At 72.4% G+C, this 18621-nt stretch carries 16 protein-coding genes; 10 read left to right on the forward strand and 6 right to left on the reverse strand.

What is annotated here, in order from left to right; translation table 11 throughout:
* The 5 genes from ACIQOE_RS33520 to rhaI all read right to left on the reverse strand — a co-directional run.
* Positions 1 to 1118 (reverse strand): lactate utilization protein B (locus tag ACIQOE_RS33520; RefSeq protein ID WP_401415483.1); only part of this gene is annotated, 1118 nt, incomplete at its 3' end.
* Positions 1115 to 1870 carry a (Fe-S)-binding protein gene (locus ACIQOE_RS33525; RefSeq protein WP_399010413.1) on the reverse strand — a complete coding sequence of 252 codons (756 nt, stop codon included), beginning with the start codon at positions 1868 to 1870 and terminating at the stop codon, positions 1115 to 1117. The genes ACIQOE_RS33520 and ACIQOE_RS33525, both read right to left, overlap by 4 nt.
* Before the next feature lie 71 nt (positions 1871 to 1941).
* Complete coding sequence (locus tag ACIQOE_RS33530) at positions 1942 to 3387, reverse strand: rhamnulokinase family protein (protein ID WP_351327641.1); 1446 nt, start codon at positions 3385 to 3387, stop codon at positions 1942 to 1944.
* On the reverse strand, positions 3384 to 5423 hold the full coding sequence (locus tag ACIQOE_RS33535) for a bifunctional aldolase/short-chain dehydrogenase (RefSeq protein WP_401415485.1): 2040 nt from the start codon (positions 5421 to 5423) through the stop codon (positions 3384 to 3386). The genes ACIQOE_RS33530 and ACIQOE_RS33535 overlap by 4 nt, the downstream gene beginning before the upstream one ends.
* 141 nt (positions 5424 to 5564) lie before the next feature.
* On the reverse strand, positions 5565 to 6725 hold the full coding sequence (rhaI, locus tag ACIQOE_RS33540; protein WP_365567340.1) for an L-rhamnose isomerase: 1161 nt from the start codon (positions 6723 to 6725) through the stop codon (positions 5565 to 5567).
* A gap of 256 nt (positions 6726 to 6981) precedes the next feature.
* Here rhaI and ACIQOE_RS33545 point away from each other — a divergent pair, with 256 nt between their 5' ends.
* From ACIQOE_RS33545 to sigJ (ACIQOE_RS33590), 10 genes are all read left to right on the forward strand, one after another.
* A complete protein-coding gene (locus tag ACIQOE_RS33545; protein ID WP_351327635.1) occupies positions 6982 to 8499 on the forward strand; it encodes a sugar ABC transporter ATP-binding protein in 1518 nt (505 codons plus the stop codon).
* Between the two features lie 28 nt (positions 8500 to 8527).
* Complete coding sequence (locus ACIQOE_RS33550; RefSeq protein ID WP_351327632.1) at positions 8528 to 9601, forward strand: ABC transporter permease; 1074 nt, start codon at positions 8528 to 8530, stop codon at positions 9599 to 9601.
* Positions 9594 to 10571: an ABC transporter permease gene (locus ACIQOE_RS33555; RefSeq protein WP_365564976.1), complete on the forward strand. Its 978-nt coding sequence runs from the start codon at positions 9594 to 9596 to the stop codon at positions 10569 to 10571. Before ACIQOE_RS33550 ends, ACIQOE_RS33555 begins: the two co-directional genes overlap by 8 nt.
* Before the next feature lie 121 nt (positions 10572 to 10692).
* The gene (gene rhaS, locus ACIQOE_RS33560; RefSeq protein ID WP_362646070.1) at positions 10693 to 11772 is read left to right on the forward strand and encodes a rhamnose ABC transporter substrate-binding protein; all 1080 of its coding nucleotides are present in this window, start codon (positions 10693 to 10695) and stop codon (positions 11770 to 11772) included.
* 17 nt (positions 11773 to 11789) lie between these two features.
* Entirely contained in the window at positions 11790 to 12110 is a 321-nt protein-coding gene (locus ACIQOE_RS33565; RefSeq protein ID WP_401415489.1) for an L-rhamnose mutarotase, read from the forward strand.
* A 251-nt stretch (positions 12111 to 12361) separates the two neighbouring features.
* Positions 12362 to 13387: a LacI family DNA-binding transcriptional regulator gene (locus ACIQOE_RS33570; RefSeq protein WP_351327623.1), complete on the forward strand. Its 1026-nt coding sequence runs from the start codon at positions 12362 to 12364 to the stop codon at positions 13385 to 13387.
* Between the two features lie 97 nt (positions 13388 to 13484).
* On the forward strand, positions 13485 to 14786 hold the full coding sequence (locus ACIQOE_RS33575) for an alpha/beta fold hydrolase (protein WP_401415492.1): 1302 nt from the start codon (positions 13485 to 13487) through the stop codon (positions 14784 to 14786).
* A gap of 125 nt (positions 14787 to 14911) precedes the next feature.
* Positions 14912 to 15805 carry an RNA polymerase sigma factor SigJ gene (gene sigJ / locus ACIQOE_RS33580; RefSeq protein WP_401415494.1) on the forward strand — a complete coding sequence of 298 codons (894 nt, stop codon included), beginning with the start codon at positions 14912 to 14914 and terminating at the stop codon, positions 15803 to 15805.
* Between the two features lie 89 nt (positions 15806 to 15894).
* A complete protein-coding gene (locus ACIQOE_RS33585; RefSeq protein WP_365564989.1) occupies positions 15895 to 16593 on the forward strand; it encodes an SDR family oxidoreductase in 699 nt (232 codons plus the stop codon).
* Positions 16590 to 17540, forward strand: a complete 951-nt coding sequence (gene sigJ / locus ACIQOE_RS33590) for an RNA polymerase sigma factor SigJ (RefSeq protein WP_401415496.1) — start codon at positions 16590 to 16592, stop codon at positions 17538 to 17540. Before ACIQOE_RS33585 ends, sigJ (ACIQOE_RS33590) begins: the two co-directional genes overlap by 4 nt.
* On the opposite strand, the gene ACIQOE_RS33595 is transcribed toward sigJ (ACIQOE_RS33590), so the two are convergent.
* Positions 17534 to 18616, reverse strand: a complete 1083-nt coding sequence (locus tag ACIQOE_RS33595) for an aldo/keto reductase (RefSeq protein ID WP_401415498.1) — start codon at positions 18614 to 18616, stop codon at positions 17534 to 17536. The genes sigJ (ACIQOE_RS33590) and ACIQOE_RS33595 overlap by 7 nt on opposite strands.
* Between the last annotated feature and the right edge of the window lie 5 nt (positions 18617 to 18621).

Consider the following 18621-nt stretch of genomic DNA (forward strand, 5'->3'; position numbering starts at 1 on the left):
CACAAAGATGACGCGTACGGCAGCGAGGCGTCGATCGCACTCGCCGTGCCCCGGAGTTGCGGGCTGAGGATCGCGCCGATGGGGCCGGGATAGACGGAGCCGTAGGCGTGTCCGCCCGCGCGTTCATAGACGGGGCACACGTTGAGGCAGGCGGAGCAGCGGATGCAGCGCAGCGCCTGGCGGCCGACGTCGTCGGCGAGGGTGTCGGTGCGGCCGTTGTCCAGGAGGACGAGGTGGAAGGTGTGCGGTCCGTCGCTGTCGGTGGTGCCGGTCCACGTCGAGGTGTAGGGGTTCATGCGTTCGGCGGTCGAGGAGCGGGGGAGGGTCTGCAGGAAGACTTCGAGGTCCTGCCAGGTCGGGACGATCTTCTCGATGCCGACGACCGAGATCAGTGTCTCGGGGAGGGTGAGGCACATCCGGCCGTTTCCCTCGGACTCCACGACCACCAGGGTGCCGGTCTCGGCGACCATGAAGTTGGCGCCCGAGATCCCGACCTTGGCGCGCAGGAACTTCTCGCGCAGGTGCAGCCGGGCCGCCTCGGCGAGTTCGGCCGGGGTGTCGGTGAGATCGTCGGGCGCGGGGCGGCCCCACTGGCTCATCTCGCGGCGGAAGATGTCCCGGATCTCGCCCCGGTTGCGGTGGATCGCCGGGACCAGAATGTGCGAGGGCCGGTCGCGGCCCAACTGCACGATCAGCTCCGCGAGATCGGTCTCATACGCCCGGATTCCCTCGGCCTCCAGAGCCTCGTTCAGCCCGGTCTCCTGCGTGGCCATCGACTTGACCTTCACGACCTCGGTCTCACCGGTCGCCTTGACCAGGTCCGTCACGATCCGGTTGGCCTCCTCGGCGTCGGCCGCCCAGTGGACCGTACCGCCGGCCGCCGTCACGGCCTCCTCCAACCGGACCAGGTAGCGGTCGAGATGACGCAGGGTGTGGTCCTTGATCCGCCGGCCCGCCTCGCGCAGCGCCGCCCAGTCGGACAGCTCGGCGACCGCCCTGGCCCGCTTCGCCCGGATCGTATGGGTGGCGTGGCGCAGATTCCCGCGCAGCACGGGGTCGTTGACGGCCTCGTGCGCGGCCTGCGGGAACGCCGGCATCCCCAGATAGGTTCCGCTCATGCCGCCGGCTCCTCCTCCGTGCTCGCCAGGATCTCCGCGAGGTGCACCGGCCGCAGGTCCGTCCCCAGCCGGGTCATCGTCCCCCCGAGGTGCATCAGACACGAGTTGTCCGCCGCGCACAGCACCTGCGCGCCCGTCGAGACGGCACTGGCGACCTTGTCCGCGCCCATCGCCGCCGACACGTCCGGGTTCTTGACCGCGAACGTCCCCCCGAACCCGCAGCACTCCTCCGCGCCCGGCAGCTCCACCAGCTCCAGGCCCCGCACCGCCTCCAGCAGCCGCCGCGGCCGGTCCCCCAGCCCCAGGCTCCGCAGGCCGTGACAGGTCGGGTGATACGTCACCCGGTGCGGATACCAGGCACCCACGTCCGTCACCCCCAGGACGTCCACCAGGAACTCGGTCAGCTCGTACGTCCTCGCCGCCACCGGCGCCAGCACGGCCGCGAGGTCCCCGCCCCGGCCCTGCGCCCGCGCCCGGTCACCCAGCCGCGGATACAGCTCCCGCACCATCGCCCCGCACGACCCCGACGGCGTCACGATCGCCTCGTACCCGCCGAAGACATCGGAGAAATGCCGTGCCAACGGCTCCGCCTCATGCCGGTACCCGGTGTTGTAGTGGGCCTGCCCGCAACACGTCTGACCCATCGGGAAATCGACCTCGACACCCAGCCTGGACAGCAGCTTCACCACCGCACGACCCGTATCCGGATACAACGTGTCGTTGACACAGGTCAGGAACAAGGCGACACGCATCGCGGCTCCTAGAGGTCGGTCATCCGATGAGTGCAGGGTAGTGGGCCGGTGCGATGCGCGGGAGCCCCGTTTCACCGGCTGGCGAGTCGTGCCTCGGCCGCGGCCCAGCGGGCGGTGTCACCGCGCGGGTCGTACCGGGTGAGGGGCTGGGTCCTGGTGAGCAGGCGCCGCATGGCGGCGAGGTCGCCGGCCAGACCGTGGGCGCGGGCCTGGACCAGGACGTTGCCCAGGGCGGCCGCCTCCGCCGGGCCGGCCACCACCGGCAGCCCGCAGGCGTCGGCGGTGAGCTGGCAGAGCAGCGTGTTGCGGGCGCCGCCGCCCACCACGTGCACGGTGTCCACCGGGTGGCCGGCGAGCCGCTGGGCGTCGGTGACGGCCCGGCGGTGGGCGAGCGCCAGGGAGTCGAGGATGCACCGGGTGATCTCGCCGGGAGTCCGCGGCACCGGCTGCCCGGACGCCCGGCACGCCTCGGCGATCCGCTCCGGCATCCGGCCCGGGGCCAGGAAATCCGGGTGCCCCGCGTCCACCACCGAACGCAGGGCCGGCACGGCCGCCGCGTCCCGCAGCAGCCCGTCCAGCTCCGGGCCGCCCCAGGCCCGTACGCACTCCTGCAGCAGCCACAGCCCCATGATGTTGCGCAGGTAGCGGACCGTGCCGTCCAGGCCCAGTTCGTTGGTGAAGTTGGCGGCCCGGCTCTCCTCGGTCAGCACGGGCGCGGTCAGTTCGAGGCCGGCCAGCGACCAGGTCCCGGTGCAGATGTACGCGAACCGCTCACCCGCGGCCGGTACGGCGGCCACCGCCGACGCGGTGTCGTGCGAGCCGACGGCGGTCACCGGCACCGGTCCGGTGAGCCCCGTCTCCTCCAGCACCTCCGGACGGAGCAGTCCCGCCGGGTCCCCGGGCCGCCGCAGCGGCGCGAACAGCCCGAGGTCGATCCCCGCCCGGTGGGCCACCTCCCGCGACCAGTGGCGTGTGCGGGGGTCGATCAGCTGGGTGGTGGAGGCGTTGGTCAGCTCGGTGCCCTGTTCGCCGGTCAGCCAGTACGACAGCAGGTCGGGGATGAGCAACAGCCGCTCGGCGCGGGCGAACTGGGCGCTCGACCGGGCCGCCGCCAGCTGGTACAGCGTGTTGAAGGGCGCGTACTGGAGTCCGGTGCGGGCGTACAGCTCCGCCGCCGGCAGGGTCGCCCACACCGTCTCGGCGACGCCTTCCGTGCGGGCGTCCCGGTAGTGCACCGGGTTGCCGAGCAGCGCGCCGTCGGCGTCCAGCAGCCCGTAGTCCACGGCCCAGCTGTCGATGCCGACGGAGTCCACCGGCCCCGCCGCCCGCAGCCCCGCCAACACCCCGGTGTACAGCGCGAGTACGTCCCAGCGCAGCCCCTCCGGCAGCCGCACCGGCCGGTTCGCGAACCGGTGGGCCTCGGCCAGCTCCAGCGAGTCCTGCCCCACCCGGCCGACCATGACCCGTCCGCTGGACGCGCCGAGGTCGACCGCGGCGTAGGACCTCGGGCCGGTCATCGCAGGAACGCGGCCGCCACACCCGCGTCGACGGGCACGTGCAGCCCGGTGGTGTGGGTCAGTTCGCCGCCCGTCAGCGCGAACACCGCGTTCGCCACGTGCTCGGGCAGCACCTCCCGCTTGAGCAGGGTCCGCTGCGCGTAGAACTCGCCCAGCTTCGCCTCCTCCACCCCGTACACGGCGGCCCGCTGCGCTCCCCAGCCGCCCGCGAAGATGCCCGAGCCCCGCACCACACCGTCGGGGTTCACCCCGTTGACCCGGATGCCGTGCTCGCCCAGCTCCGCCGCGAGCAGCCGCACCTGGTGCGCCTGGTCGGCCTTGGTCGCCGAGTAGGCGATGTTGTGGGGTCCGGCGAACACGGCGTTCTTGGAGGCGATGTAGACGATGTCGCCGCCGAGGCCCTGGGCGGTCATCACCCGGGCCGCCTCCCGCGACACCAGGAAGGAGCCGCGGGCCATGATCGCGTGCTGGAGGTCCCAGTCCTTCGCCGACGTCTCCAGCAGCGGTTTGGAGATGGAGATCCCGGCGTTGTTGACGACGAGGTCGACCCCGCCGAAGGCCAGCACGGCGGCCCGGAAGGCGGCGGCGATCTGGTCCTCGTCGGTCACGTCGACGGTGACGGCGACGGCCCGGTCGGACCCGCCGAGCTCCTCCGCGACGGTGGCGGCGCCCTCGGCGTCGAGGTCGGCCACGACGACGCAGGCGCCTTCGGTGACGAGCCGGTGCGCGATCGCCCTGCCGATCCCGCTGCCGGCCCCCGTCACCAGGGCCACCCGGGTCGCCAGGGCCTTGGGCGCGGGCATCCGCCGGAGCTTGGCCTCCTCCAGCGCCCAGTACTCGATGCGGAACTTCTCCGACTCCTCGATCGGCGCGTACGACGACACCGCCTCGGCGCCGCGCATCACGTTGACGGCGTTGACGTAGAACTCGCCCGCGACCCGGGCCGTCTGCTTGTCCTTGCCGAAGCTGAACATGCCGACGCCGGGCACCAGGACGATCGCCGGATCGGCGCCGCGCATGGCGGGGGAGTCGGGCAGCGCGTGCCGCCGGTAGTAGGCCGCGTATTCCTCGCGGTACGCCGTGTGCAGCTCGCGCAGCCGGGCGACGGCCTCGTCGAGGGGTGCGGTGGGCGGCAGGTCGAGGACGAGCGGCCGTACCTTCGTCCGCAGGAAGTGGTCCGGGCACGAGGTGCCCAGCGCCGCGAGACGCGGATGCTCGGCCCGCGCCAGGAAGTCGAGGACCGCCTCGGAGTCGGTGAAGTGCCCGACCTGCGCACGGTCCTGGGAGGCGACGGCACGGACGTACGGGGCGAGGGCGGCCGCCCGCTCCCGCCGCTCCGCCTCCGGGAGCGCGCCGTACCCCTCGACGACGGGCCCGAAGGGCTCCGCCCTGCCGCGCTCGGTCAGGAAGGCCTCGGCGGTGCGGATGATGTGCAGCGAGTTGCGCTCGCACTCCTCGGAGGTGGCGCCCCAGGCGGTGATCCCGTGGCCGCCCAGGACGCAGCCGATCGCCTCCGGGTGGGCGGCCCGCACGGCCGCGATGTCCAGCCCCAGCTGGAACCCGGGCCGCCGCCAGGGCACCCACACCACCGTGTCCCCGAAGCACTCGGCGGTCAGTTTCTCGCCGTCGGCGGCACAGGCCAGCGCGATCCCGGAGTCCGGGTGCAGGTGGTCGACGTGCGGGGCGTCCACGAGCCCGTGCATGGCGGTGTCGATGGACGGCGCGGCCCCGCCCCTGCCGTGCAGGCAGTAGTCGAAGGCGCCGACCATCTCGTCCTCGCGTTCGACGCCCGGATAGACGGCGGCGAGCGCCCGGAGCCGGTCGAGCCGCAGCACGGCGAGGCCGGCGCCGGTGAGGGTGCCGAGATCCCCGCCGGACCCCTTCACCCACATCAGTTCGACGTCGCCGCCGGTGACGGGATCGGTGCCGGTGCCCTTGGCGGAGGTGTTCCCGCCGGCGTAGTTGGTGTTCCGCGGATCGGCGCCGAGCCGGTGGGAACGGGACAGGAGAGCGGCGGCTTCGGGATGCGTGGTCATGAGGGTTCCTGATGTCTCGGTGTACGGCGGACTGACGCGTCCCCCGGGGACGCGGGGCTGTACCGGTGTGCGGCTCCGCCGCGCGGGCGCGACCGGCCGCGGCGGACCCGCGGTCCGCGGCTCACACCTCCCGGCGGACGCTCACGCACCCCACCCCGCCTGCTGCCCGCCCACCCGCTCGGCGACGATCCTCTCGGCCCATCCGGACCGGCGGTACGCCGCGAGCGGGTCGGGGTCCAGTCCCATCTCGTCCCGCACCTCGCGCAGCAGCGGGCGCACGTCCGTGTCGTACGCGTCCATGAGCACGGCGTTCGCGCCGAGCACGTCCCCGGCGGTCTGGGCGTCGGCCAGGGCCTCGCGGTCCACCAGCAGCGCCTTCGCCGTGGCCTCCTGCACGTTCATCACGGAGCGGATGATCGCCGGGATCTTCGCCTCGATGTTGTGGCACTGGTCGAGCATGAAGGCCACCTCGGAGGTGAGTCCGCCGCCGCGCACGACCTCGCACATGATCCGGAACAGCTGGAAGGGATCCGCCGCTCCGACCATCAGGTCGTCGTCCGCGTAGAACCGCGAGTTGAAGTCGAAGCCGCCGAGCTTCTCCTCCCGCAGCAGCGTGGCGACGATGAACTCGATGTTGGTGCCCGGCGCGTGGTGCCCGGTGTCGACCACGACCTGTGCCTTCGGGCCCAGTTTGAGGCAGTGCGCGTAGGCGGTGCCCCAGTCGGGCACGTCGGTCGTGTAGAAGGCCGGCTCGAACAGCTTGTACTCCAGCAGCATCCGCTGCCCCTCGCCGAGGCGCGCGTACACCTCCGCCAGTCCCTCCGCGAGCCGGTCCTGGCGGGCCCGGATGTCGTCCTGCCCGGGATAGTTGGTGCCGTCCGCGAACCACAGCTTCAGGTCGCGGGAGCCCGTCGCGTCCATGATGCCGACGCAGTCCAGCAGATGGCCGACGGCCTTGCGGCGCACCGCCGGGTCCGGATGGCAGATGCTGCCCAGCCGGTAGGCGTCGTCCTGGAAGGTGTTGGAGTTGACCGCCCCCAGCCGCAGCCCCCGCTTCTCGGCATGCCCGGCCAGGTCGGCGTAGTCGTCCACCGTGTCCCAGGGGATGTGCAGGGCCACCGTCGGCGCGATCCCGGTCACCGCGTGGACCTGTGCCGCGTCGTCCAGCTTCTCCTTCGCCGAGCGCGGCACGCCCTGCTGGGCGAACACCTTGAAACGGGTCCCCGAGTTTCCGTACGCCCACGACGGCGTCTCGACGGCCTGGGTCTTCAGCGCGGTCTTCACCGCGGCGAGGTCGGTCACGTGGAAGCTCCTGGAGTCCGAGCGGTGAAACGATTCAGGACGGCAAAGTATGAGCCCTCCGGAGGAGTGTCAAGCACTCCGGTCGACCCGGTTTTCCGTAACCAGGCCGTGACCGCGGGTCCGGGAAACTTTTCGACACGGACCCATTGACGTGACATGCCCGCGGTGCCTACGGTCCCGGCAATCCAGTTGAAACCTTTCACGACGCCGTGGGGCCGGAGCCGACCGCCACGCGGGTGTCGTCGAGGAGCCCTCCATGACCCACCCGTCCGACACGGGACCGGCCCCGGTGCTGGCACTGAAGGACGTCTCCAAGTCCTTCGGCGCCGTCCGCGCCCTGCGGGACGTCTCCCTCGAGCTGTTTCCCGGCGAGGTGCACGCCCTCGCCGGCGAGAACGGCGCGGGCAAGTCGACGCTGATCAAGACCCTCGCCGGGGTGCACCGACCGGACGCCGGCCAGGTGCTGCTCGACGGCGAGCCCGTCGTCTTCCACGGCCCCGGCGACGCCCGCGACGCCGGGATCGCCGTGATCTACCAGGAACCCACGCTCTTCCCCGACCTCTCGATCGCCGAGAACATCTTCATGGGCCGTCAGCCCCGGCGCGCGCTCGGCCGGATCGACCACAAGGCCACCCGCGCGGCCACCGCCGCCCTGATGAAGCGGCTCGGCGTCGCACTCGACCCCGACCGCCCGGCCCGCGGCCTGTCGATCGCCGACCAGCAGATCGTGGAGATCGCCAAGGCGCTCTCCTTCGACGCCCGGGTCCTGATCATGGACGAGCCGACGGCGGCCCTCACCGGCAGCGAGGTCGCCCGCCTCTTCGGTGTCGTGCGCACCCTGCGCGACCACGGCGCGGCCGTGCTGTTCATCTCGCACCGGCTGGAGGAGATCTTCCGGATCTGCGGCCGGGTCACCACCCTGCGGGACGGCGCCCGGATCGCCTGCGAGTCCGTCGAGGGCATGACCGAGGACGACCTGGTGCGCCGGATGGTCGGCCGCGACCTGGACGAGCTGTATCCCAAGCAGGACGTCCCGACGGGAGAAGTCGCTCTCTCGGTACGGCGGCTGACCCGCGAAGGCGTCTTCACCGACGTCTCCTTCGAGGTCCGCGCGGGCGAGATCGTCGGCCTCGCAGGACTGGTCGGCGCCGGCCGGACCGAGGTCGCCCGAGCCGTGTTCGGCGTCGACCGCTGGGACGCGGGGGAGGTGGAGGTGCGGGGCCGCAGACTGACGAACGGCGCCCCCTCCCTCGCGATGGCCGCCGGACTCGCCCTGGTCCCCGAGGACCGCCGCGCCCAGGGCCTGGTGATGGACATGTCCATCGAGCGCAACATCGGCCTGACCGGACTGCGGACGACCGTCAGGGCCGGTCTCGTGGACCGCGGTGCCGAGCGCAGCCGCTCCCTCGACTGGGCGGTCAGGCTCCAGGTGAAGTACGCCCGGATCGCCGACACCGTCAACACGCTCTCCGGCGGCAACCAGCAGAAGGTGGTCCTCGCCAAATGGCTGGCGACCGGGCCGAAGGTGCTGATCGTCGACGAGCCGACCCGAGGCATCGACGTCGGGACGAAGGCCGAGGTCCACCGGCTCCTCGGCGAGCTGGCGGCCGACGGGGTCGCCGTCCTGATGATCTCCTCCGACCTGCCCGAGATCCTCGGCATGGCCGACCGCGTGCTGGTGATGCACGAGGGCCGGATCACCGCCGAGATCCCGCGCTCCGACGCGACCGAGGAAACCGTGATGGCCGCAGCGACCGGGAGGGCCGCCGCATGACGACCAGCCCCGCGGGGAGGGCCGCCGCATGACGGTGACCACCTCCGGACAGACCGCCGTCGCCGAGGCGCCCGAGTCCAGCGGGACCCGGCTCGTCGACCGCGTCTTCAGGATGCGCGAACTCGCCATCCTCGCCGTCTTCCTGGTGATGATCGCCGTCACCCAGGCGGGCAACAGCCAGTTCCTCTCCCAGCAGGGCATCAAGGACCTGCTCCTGAACGCCACCATCCTGGTGCTGGTCGCCACCGGCCAGTCCCTGGTGGTGATCACCCGCAACGTCGACCTGTCGGTGGGCTCGACGCTCGGCATCACCGCCTTCGCCGCCGGCGACTACCTGCACGGCGGCGGCAGCACGTTCGTCGCGATCGTGCTGGCCGTCCTGCTCGGCGTCGGCTGCGGACTGCTCAACGGCCTGCTCGTCAGCCTCGGCCAGGTGCCCGCACTCGTGGTCACCCTCGGCACGCTGTACATCATCCGCGGCCTCGACTCCGTCTGGGTCGGCTCCCGGCAGATCACGGCCGCCGATCTCCCCGGCGGATTCAACGACTTCGGCTCCGGCGGCCTGGCGGCGGTGCCCTGGCTCGCGCTCATCGCGCTCGCCGTCCTGGTCGCCACCGCTTACTACCTCAAGCACTTCGGCAGCGGCCGGGAGCTGTACGCCCTCGGCTCCAACCCGGAGGCCGCCCGGCTGGCCGGCATCCCGGTGCGCCGGCGGATCCTCACCGCCTACACCTTCTGCGGCGCCCTCGCGGGCCTCGCCGGCGCCATGTACCTGGCCCGCTTCGGCAACGTCGACTCCGGCACCGGCACCGGCTACGAACTCACCGTCGTCAGCGCCGTCGTGGTCGGCGGCGTCGTCTTCACCGGCGGCTCCGGGAGCGTGTACGGCGCCGCGCTCGGCGCGCTGCTGCTGACCTCCGTCAACAGCGTGCTGCCCGCCCTCGGGGTCAGCTCCGTGTGGGTGCTCGCCATCAACGGCTTCCTGCTGCTGCTCGCCATCGCCGTCGACCGGGTCGTGGCCCTGCGGGTGGCGGCCGCGCTGAAGAAGAAGTCGGCCCTCAAGAGGACCGCGACCAGCAAGGAGAGTGCCGGCCATGCCTGAGTCCCTGACGCGTGCGATTCGCTGGGACACCGTCGTCGGCGCCCTGCTGATCGTGCTGCTGCTGTTCTCCTTCGGCTTCGTGGACGGCTTCGGCAACGCGCTCAACCTGTCGTTCCTGATCGGCAACACGCTTCCGATCGCCCTGGTCGCGCTGCCGATGACGCTGCTGGTGGTCGCCGGTGAGATCGACCTGTCGGTGGCCTCCACCGCCGGGCTCTCCGGCGCGGTCATGGGCAGGCTCTGGAACGAGGGCATGGCGATCGAGACGATCATCCCGCTGTGCCTGCTGCTGGGCGTGGCCTGCGGACTGGTCAACGGGCTGCTGGTGACCCGGCTCGGCCTGCCGTCGCTGGCCGTCACCATCGGCACGCTCGCCGCCTACCGGGGCATCGCGCAGATCGTGCTCGGCTCCGACGCGGTCACCGACTTCCCCACGCAGTACCTCGACTTCGCGGCCGGGCGGCTCGGCGACACGTTCCTGCCACGGGCCTTCCTGCCGTTCCTGGTACTCCTCGTGATCGCCGTGGTGGTGCTGCACGCCACGCCGTTCGGACGGTCGCTGTTCGCGGTCGGCGCCAGCGAGGAGGCGGCGCGGTTCGCGGGGATCCGGGTCAGGCGGAACAAGCTGATCCTGTTCGTCGCCACCGGGCTGATGGCCTCCCTGACCGGGGTCTTCTGGGCCCTGCACTACGCCAGCGCACGCTACGACAACGCGACGGGCCTCGAACTGAGCGTCGTGGCCGCGGTGCTGCTCGGCGGCATCGACTTCGACGGCGGCCGGGGAACGCTCGGCGGGGCGATCGCGGGGGTGTTCCTGCTCGGGGCGCTCCAGAACGTGATGAGCCTGCTGAACGTCTCCGCGCAGTCCCAGATCGTCGTGACCGGCGTGCTGCTCGTCGTCTCGGTGCTGGGCCCGAGGGTCGCCCGGCAGATCGCTCTCGCCCGGCACAAGGCCGCCAAGGCCGCCTGAAACACCGTGAGTCGTGTGGTCGATCGCGCCCGCACGGCGCAGCCGCACCCGCACCGCAGTCCCGCGCCCCGACAGGGAACACGGGCCCGTCCTCGCCGCTCCCACTGCCAAAGGAACCGCCATGCGTCAGTCATCCCTCCGGCGCGCCTGCGTCGCCCTCGCCGCCGTCTCGGCCCTCTCGCTCGCCGCGACCGCCTGCGGCGGCACCACCAAGAACAACTCCGGCGGTGACGACAAGGCCGCCACCTCCACCGCCAAGGCCGACCCGAACGCCGCCCTCAAGAAGGGCCTGACCGTCGGCTTCCTGCCCAAGCAGGTCAACAACCCCTACTTCACCTCCGCCGACAAGGGCGGCGAGAAGGCCCTCACCGAACTGGGCGGCACGTACAAGGAGGTCGGGCCCTCCAGCGCCACCGACACCTCCGGGCAGGTCTCCTACGTCAACACCCTCACCCAGCAGCAGGTCGACGCCATGGCCGTCTCCGCCCAGGACCCCGGCGCCCTGTGCACCGCGCTCAAGCAGGCCATGAGCAACGGCATCAAGGTCGTCACCTACGACTCGGACACCAACGCCGGCTGCCGCAACGCCTTCGTCTCGCAGGCCAGCGCCGAGGACCTCGGCCGCACCGAGGTCCAGCTGCTCGCCCAACAGATCGGGTACAAGGGCGAGATCGCGATCCTGTCCGCCGCGCAGACCGCGACCAACCAGAACACCTGGATCGGGTTCATGAAGGAGGAGCTGAAGGACCCCAAGTACAAGGACGTCAAGCTGGTCAAGGTCGCCTACGGCAACGACGACGCCCAGCAGTCCTTCCAGCAGACCCAGGGCCTGCTCCAGCAGTACCCGAACCTCAAGGGCATCATCTCCCCGACCACCGTCGGCATCAAGGCGGCCGCCCAGTACCTGTCCGGCTCCAAGTACAAGGGCAAGGTCAAGCTGACCGGCCTCGGCACCCCGAACGACATGCGCCAGTACGTGAAGAACGGCACCGTCGAGGGCTTCGAGCTGTGGGACCCGGCCAAGCTCGGCGACCTCGCCGCCCGCACCGCCGTCGCGCTCGCCTCCGGGCAGATCACCGGCAAGGAGGGCGAGACCTTCAAGGCCGGCGGCACCACCTACACCATCGGCAAGGACGGCGTGATCAACCTCGGCAAGCCGACCGTGTTCGACGCCAAGAACATCGACCAGTTCAACTTCTAGTAGCCCAAGGGGCGTTGATGCAGCGGGTCTGTTTCCTCCTCAGGGTCCGCGAGGACCGTGTCGCCGAGTACCGCGAGCGCCACGCCGCCGTGTGGCCCGAGATGCGCGAGGCGCTCTCGGCCACCGGCTGGCACAACTACTCGCTGTTCCTGCGCGACGACGGCCTGCTCGTCGGTTATCTGGAGACGGAGGACTTCGAGGCCGCCCGCGCCGGGATGGCGGCCACCGAGGTCAACGCCCGCTGGCAGGCTCAGATGGGACCCTTCTTCGCCTCACCGGACGGCGCCCGGCCCGACGAGGCGATGACACCGCTCACCGAGGTGTTCCACCTCGCCTGACCACCGGCGCGCCGAGCCGGTCCCGGACCGGTCCGGCGGCGCCCGGCCACCGCGTCCGGGGCCCGCGGGCAGACCGCCGAAGCCGCTGTACGACGGCGGTGACCCGGATGCCCCCGGCGCCGCCGGTGGCCGACTTCGCCCCGCCCGCCCGACCCGGGCCGGTGTGCGCGTCATGTCGTAATGTGAAGCCCTTCCGGATGTGCCCCTCCCCGCTGCGGAGGCGCCGTCCACGGTTTTCTGGAGGTCGCCCGATGGCCCAGTCGGTGGGTATCAAGGACGTCGCCCGCGCCGCCGGAGTCTCGGTGGGCACGGTCTCCAACGTCATCAACCGCCCGGACTCCGTGGCCGGCGAGACCCGGGCACGGGTGCAGTCGGCGATCGACCGGCTCGGTTACGTCCGCAGCGAGTCCGCGCGCCAGCTGCGGGCGGGCCGCAGCCGGATCATGGGCCTGCTCGTCCTCGACATGGGCAACCCCTTCTTCGTGGACGTGGCCCGCGGCGCCGAACGCGCGGCACGGCAGGCCGGGCTCGGCGTGATGGTCTGCAACAGCGCCCAGAACGCCGGCGAGGAGGCCGACTACCTCGCGCTCTTCGCCGAACAGCGGGTGCGCGGCGTCCTGCTCACCCCGGCGGACGCCACCGGCCGCAACATCGCGGCCTTCCGCCGGCACGGCATCCCCTTCGTGCTGGTCGACCGGGTCGCCGAGGGCACCACCGAGTGCTCGGTCAGCGTGGACGACGTGGCCGGCGGCGCGCTCGCGGTCCGGCACCTCCTCGACGCCGGACACCGCTCCCTCGCCTACGTCAGCGGGCCTCCCGGGCTCAACCAGGTCCGCGACCGGCGCACCGGCGCGCTGAACGCCCTCGCCGAGGCGGGCCTGGGACCCGAGGCGCTGCGCGAACTGCCGACGGAGCGCCTGGACGTCGCGGCGGGCCGGGACGCGGGCGCCCGCCTGCTCGGGCTCGCGGACCGGCCCACCGCCGTGTTCTGCGCCAACGACCTGCTCGCCCTCGGTGTCCTGCAGTCGCTGTACGCGGCCGGGGTGGTCGTCCCGGACGACCTGGCGATCGTCGGCTACGACGACATCGAGTTCGCCGCCGCGGCCGCCGTACCGCTGACCTCGGTCCGGCAGCCGGCCGTGACCATGGGCGCGATGGCCGCCGGCCTGCTGCTGGAGGAGACCGAGGAGCGCGACGGGCAGGCGGCGCACGAGCACCGCAGGGTGGTGCTCCAGCCGGAACTGGTGGTGCGCCGCTCCAGCCTCGCGGCCCGCTGATCGGCTATTCAGTAACGATTTCATGATCCCGGGCGCGGCGGGACCCCGTACGTGTGCTGAACTGGGTCGCGACCATCCGTCCGTCACGGGAGAAACGTTGAGCCTCAGCTATCGCCAGCCCGGCGTCGTCCTCACCGACCGCCACTTCACCGTCCCCCTGGACCACGCCGACCCGGACGGCGAGACCATCGAGCTGTACGCCCGTGAGGCGGTCGCGAGCGACAGGGCGGACGAGGAGCTGCCCTGGCTGCTCTATCTGCAGGGCGGCCCGGGATTCGGGGCGAATCGTTTCGTCGGACGTCAGGCCTGGCTCGACCGGGCCCTGCAGGAGTACCGCGTCCTCCTTCTCGACCAGCGCGGAACCGGCCGTTCCACCCCCGTCGGCCGCCAGACGCTGCCGCTGCGCGGCAATCCGGCCGCCCAGGCCGACCACCTGGCCCGCTTCCGCGCCGACTCGATCGTCCGGGACTGCGAGGCGGTCCGTCCCCAGCTCACCGGCGGCGCCCCCTGGACGACCCTCGGCCAGAGCTTCGGCGGCTTCTGCACGGTGACGTACCTGTCGTTCGCGCCGGAAGGCCTCACCACCTCCCTCATCACCGGCGGCCTGCCGTCCCTGGACGCGCACGCCGACGACGTCTACCGGGCCGCCTACCCGCGCATCGAACGCAAGGTCGCCGCCCACTACGACCGCTACCCCATGGACGTCGAGCGGGCCCGGCGCATCGCCGAGCACCTCCTGGACCACCCGGTGGAGCTGCCCGGCGGCTACCGGCTCACCGTCGAGGCCTTCCAGTCCCTCGGCCTGATGCTGGGCATGAGCGACGGCAGCCACCGCCTCCACTTCCTGCTGGAGGACGCCTTCGTCCGCACCGCGGCAGGCCCCGAACTCTCCGACGCCTTCCAGGAACAGGTCCAGGCCCTCCTGTCGTACGCGGCCAACCCGCTCTACGCCCTCGTCCACGAACCGGTCTACGGCCAGGGCGGCCGCCCCACCGCCTGGGCGGCCGAGCGGGTGCGCGCCGAGTTCCCGCAGTTCGACGCGGCCAAGGCGCTCGCCGACGACGCCCCGGTGCTCTTCACCGGCGAGACGATCCACCCCTGGATGTTCGAGACCGACCCGTCCCTGCGCCCGCTGCGCGAGGCCGCCGAACTGGTCGCCGCCCGCACCGACTGGCAGCCGCTGTACGACCCGGCCCGGCTCGCGGCCAACGAGGTCCCGGTCGCCGCCGCCGTCTACCACGACGACATGTACGTCGACGCCGGGCACTCGCTGGAGACCGCGCGGGCCGTGCGGGGCCTGCGCACCTGGGTCACCGACGAGTACGAGCACGACGGACTGCGCACCGGCGCACCGCGGGTCCTGGACCGGCTCCTCGCGCTCGTCCGCGACGAGGTCTGACACCTCGCGAGCGGCACCCGGACGCGACCGGCGGACACCCGCTGTCCGCGCCGCCTGGTAAGACGGTGTGCGGGGAGGGCGCCCGGCGACGGCCGAGCGCCCCGGCCGACGGACGGGGAGACGGGATGAACGACACGGAACTGCTGGCCGGCTGCTTCGAGGAGCACCGCGAGCGGCTGCGCGCGGTGGCCTACCGGATGCTCGGTTCGGTCACCGAGGCCGAGGACGCGGTCCAGGAGGCCTGGCTCAGACTCGGCCGCACCGAAGCCGACGAGATCCGCAACCTCGGCGGCTGGCTGACCACGGTGACCGGCCGGGTCTGCCTGGACCTGCTGCGCTCCCGCACGGCCCGCCGCGAGCAGCCGATCGACGAGACGTTCGTCCCCGACCCGGTGGTCAGGCCGCTGTCCGACACGGACCCCGAACAGGAGGCGGTCGAGGCCGACTCGGTCGGGATCGCCCTGCTGATCGTCCTGGAGACCCTGGAGCCCGACGAGCGGCTGGCGTTCGTCCTGCACGACCTGTTCGCCGTGCCCTTCGACGAGATCGCGCCGATCGTGGAGCGCGGCGCGGCGGCGACCCGGCAGCTGGCCAGCCGCGCCCGCCGCCGGGTGCAGGGGGCGACCCCGTCGGCCGACCCCGACCTCGGCCGGCAGCGCCGGGCCGTGGAGGCCTTCCTCGCCGCCTCCCGCGACGGCGACTTCGAGGCGCTGCTCGCGGTGCTCCACCCCGATGTGGTGCTGCGCGTGGACTCGGGAGCGCTGGTGCGCGGCGCGGCCGCCTCCAAGGTGCTGCGCGGCGCCCGGTCGGTGGCCGAAGGGGCGTTCACCTTCCGGCAGTTCTCGGCCTGGTCGCGGCCGGTGCTCGTCAACGGCACGGTCGGCGTGGTCACCATGCCCGAAGGGCGCCCGCTGTCGGTCTCGGCGCTCACCGTGGTGGACGGCCGCATCACCGGGATGTACATCCTCGCCGACCCCGACCGGCTCGGACGTCTGGACCTGCCCGCCGAGACGCGGTGAGCCGGCTGCCGCCCGGCGGCGGGATGTCACACTCGCCGCCACCGCTCCCCTCTCATAGGGCAGCAGTCCGCAGGAGAGGGGAAAAGCACGTGAACATCGTCGTATTCGGCGCGAACGGACCGACCGGGCGGCAGGTGACCGCGCAGGCGCTCGCCGAGGGCCACACGGTCACCGCCGTCACCCGCCGTCCCGAGCGGTTCCCGGCGGGCGAGGCGCGGCTCCGGGTGGCCGGCGCGGACGTCTTCGACCCGGCGGCGGTCTCACGCGCCGTCGCCGGGCAGGACGCGGTGATCTCGACGCTCGGCGTGCCCTACGGCCGCAAGCCCGTCACCGTGTACTCCGCGGGCGTCACCGCCATCTCGCGGGCCATGACCGAGCACGGCGTCCGGCGCCTGGTCTGCGTGAGTTCCACCGTCCTGTTCCGGGTGGCGGCACCGGGCGAGACCTTCTTCTTCCGGAAGGTGGTCGAACCCGCCATCGCCCGCACCGTCGGGCGCACGGTGTACGAGGACATGCGGCGCATGGAGGAGACCGTGCGCGACGGGGACCACCGGTGGACCGTCGTCCGCCCCGCGGGCCTCTTCGACGCCGAAGCCGTCAGCGACTACCAGGTCGCCACCTCGCGGCTGCCCGGCCGGTTCACCTCGCGCGCGGACCTGGGCGCCGCACTGCTGCGGGAGGCCGTCGACGACCGCCATGTGCGTGCCTTCGTCGACGTCCGCACCACCGAGGGCGTCCCCGGCATCCTCGACGTCATACGGAAAGAGGCTTTCGGGGGCCGCGGGTGAGCCCGGATCCGGCCGGGCGGCCCGCGCACGCCGACACGGACCGCGACGGGCCGCCGGACACCGCGACCCGGCACTTCACCGACCATCGCGAGCTGCTGTTCTCCGTCGTCTACACCCTGCTCGGCAGCGTCGCCGACACCGAGGACGTGCTGCAGGAGACCTGGCTGTCCTGGTCCGGCAGGAACCGCCGGACGCCGGCGCCGGAGATCGCGAACCCGCGGGCCTACCTGGTCCGGATCGCCGTGAACCACGCGCTCGCCCGGCGTGCCGCCCTCGCCGCCCGGCGCGAGACCTACGTCGGCCCCTGGCTGCCCGAGCCCCTGGTCGCCGGCAGCGACGACGACGTGCTCCGCTCCGAGACCGTCTCGCTGGCGATGCTGGTGGTCCTGGAGACCCTCACCCCGCTGGAACGGGCGGTGTTCGTCCTCCACGAGGTGTTCGGCTATCCCCACACCGAGATCGCCGGCATGCTCGACCGCTGCCCGGCCTCCGTGCGCCAGCTCGCCCACCGGGCCCGTGCCCACGTGCAGGCCCGCCGCCCCCGCTACCGCGCCCATCCCCGGGTCCGGCGGGAGGCGACCGAGCGGTTCGTGTCGGCCGCCCTCGGCGGCGACCTCCAGGCCCTCATGGAGATCCTCGCGCCGGACGTGACGGTGTGGATCGACGGCGGCGGGGCGCGGCAGGCGGCCGGACTGCGCCCGGTGCAGGGCCGGGACAAGGCCGCCCGCATGCTCGCGGGTTACGCCACCCGGCGCGCCGGGGACCTGGACGTGCACTACCGCCGGGTCAACGGCGACGACGCGGCCGTGCTGTTCACCGGCGACTCGCCGTACGCCGTGATGGTCATGGACCTCACCCCGGACGGCGACCGGGTCCGCGGCGTCTACGTGGTCACCAACCCGGACAAGCTCGGCCACGTACGGCCCGACGAGGACCCGGTTCAGTAGCGTGCGGTGCTCGCCAGCAGCGGCGGGTAGACCGCGGTCGGCTCCCCGTCGACCGTGGCGCCCGCGTACTTGAGCATCGCGCCGACCTGGCGGTTGAGGTCGTGCGGAAAGTCGAGGGCGGGGGCCGAGACCTCGTCCAGGCGTGCCGTCTGCTCCGGTGTCAGGCGGACGTCGAGGGCGGCGACGTTCGCCTCCAGGTGGCCGAGCGTGCGCGGGCCGAGCAGCGTGGAGGTGACACCGGGACGGTTCTGCACCCAGGACAGCGCCACGGCCACGGGGCTCGCCCCGGCCTCCTCGGCGACCGCCGCGAGTTCCTCGATGACGGTGAACTGGGCGTCGCTGGGCCGTCCGAGGACCGCGGCCCGCCGGGCGTCCGCGGGTGCCGCCATTTCGCGGCGGTACGTGCCGGACAGGTAGCCGCTCTTGAGCGGGCTCCAGGGCAGCAGGCCCATCCCGGCGTCCTCGGCGAGCGGGATCAGCTCGCCCTCGATGGTGCGCTCCAGCAGCGAGTACTCCATCTGCAGCGCGGTCACCGGCGTCCAGCCGCGCAGCAGCGCCGTGGTGTGGGCCTTGGCGGTGAACCAGGCCGGGGTGTCGGAGAAGCCGACGTACCGGATCTTGCCGGCCGTCACCAGGTCGTCGAGCGTGCGCAGGGTCTCCTCGACGGGGGTGGACCGGTCGTGGTTGTGCAGCCAGTACAGGTCGATGTAGTCGGTGCGCAGCCGGCGCAGCGACTCCTCCAGCTGGCCGACGAGGGCCTTGCGGCCCGCGCCGCCGCCGTTGGGGTCGCCGAGGTGGAGGTTGCCGAAGAACTTGGTGGCGAGCACCAGGCGGTCGCGCCGGCCGGGGCGGGCGGCGAGGAAGTCGCCGAGGATCGCCTCCGAGTGGCCGTTGGTGTAGAAGTTCGCCGTGTCGACGAAGTTGCCGCCGAGGTCGAGATAGGTCTGCAGGATCTTCTCCGACTCCTCGACCGAGCAGCCGAAGCCGCCGTCCTCGCCGAAGTTCATCGCGCCGAGGCAGAACGGGCTCACCTTCAGCCCGGAACGGCCGAGACCGACGTACGAGTCGAGTGCCATGTCAT

Source organism: Streptomyces sp. NPDC091282 (assembly GCF_044757385.1).
Taxonomy (GTDB): domain Bacteria; phylum Actinomycetota; class Actinomycetes; order Streptomycetales; family Streptomycetaceae; genus Streptomyces; species Streptomyces gramineus.

What these genes read in the sequence shown, in the direction of transcription:
- ACIQOE_RS33525 (WP_399010413.1), bottom strand. Translation starts at nt 1,870, where the DNA reads ATGCGTGTCGCCTTGTTCCTGACCTGTGTCAACGACACGTTGTATCCG.
- rhaS (WP_362646070.1), top strand. Translation starts at nt 10,693, where the DNA reads ATGCGTCAGTCATCCCTCCGGCGCGCCTGCGTCGCCCTCGCCGCCGTC.
- ACIQOE_RS33545 (WP_351327635.1), top strand. Translation starts at nt 6,982, where the DNA reads ATGACCCACCCGTCCGACACGGGACCGGCCCCGGTGCTGGCACTGAAG.
- ACIQOE_RS33565 (WP_401415489.1), top strand. Translation starts at nt 11,790, where the DNA reads ATGCAGCGGGTCTGTTTCCTCCTCAGGGTCCGCGAGGACCGTGTCGCC.
- sigJ (WP_401415494.1), top strand. Translation starts at nt 14,912, where the DNA reads ATGAACGACACGGAACTGCTGGCCGGCTGCTTCGAGGAGCACCGCGAG.
- ACIQOE_RS33550 (WP_351327632.1), top strand. Translation starts at nt 8,528, where the DNA reads ATGACGGTGACCACCTCCGGACAGACCGCCGTCGCCGAGGCGCCCGAG.
- ACIQOE_RS33595 (WP_401415498.1), bottom strand. Translation starts at nt 18,616, where the DNA reads ATGGCACTCGACTCGTACGTCGGTCTCGGCCGTTCCGGGCTGAAGGTG.
- ACIQOE_RS33535 (WP_401415485.1), bottom strand. Translation starts at nt 5,423, where the DNA reads ATGACCACGCATCCCGAAGCCGCCGCTCTCCTGTCCCGTTCCCACCGG.
- ACIQOE_RS33530 (WP_351327641.1), bottom strand. Translation starts at nt 3,387, where the DNA reads ATGACCGGCCCGAGGTCCTACGCCGCGGTCGACCTCGGCGCGTCCAGC.
- ACIQOE_RS33555 (WP_365564976.1), top strand. Translation starts at nt 9,594, where the DNA reads ATGCCTGAGTCCCTGACGCGTGCGATTCGCTGGGACACCGTCGTCGGC.
- ACIQOE_RS33570 (WP_351327623.1), top strand. Translation starts at nt 12,362, where the DNA reads ATGGCCCAGTCGGTGGGTATCAAGGACGTCGCCCGCGCCGCCGGAGTC.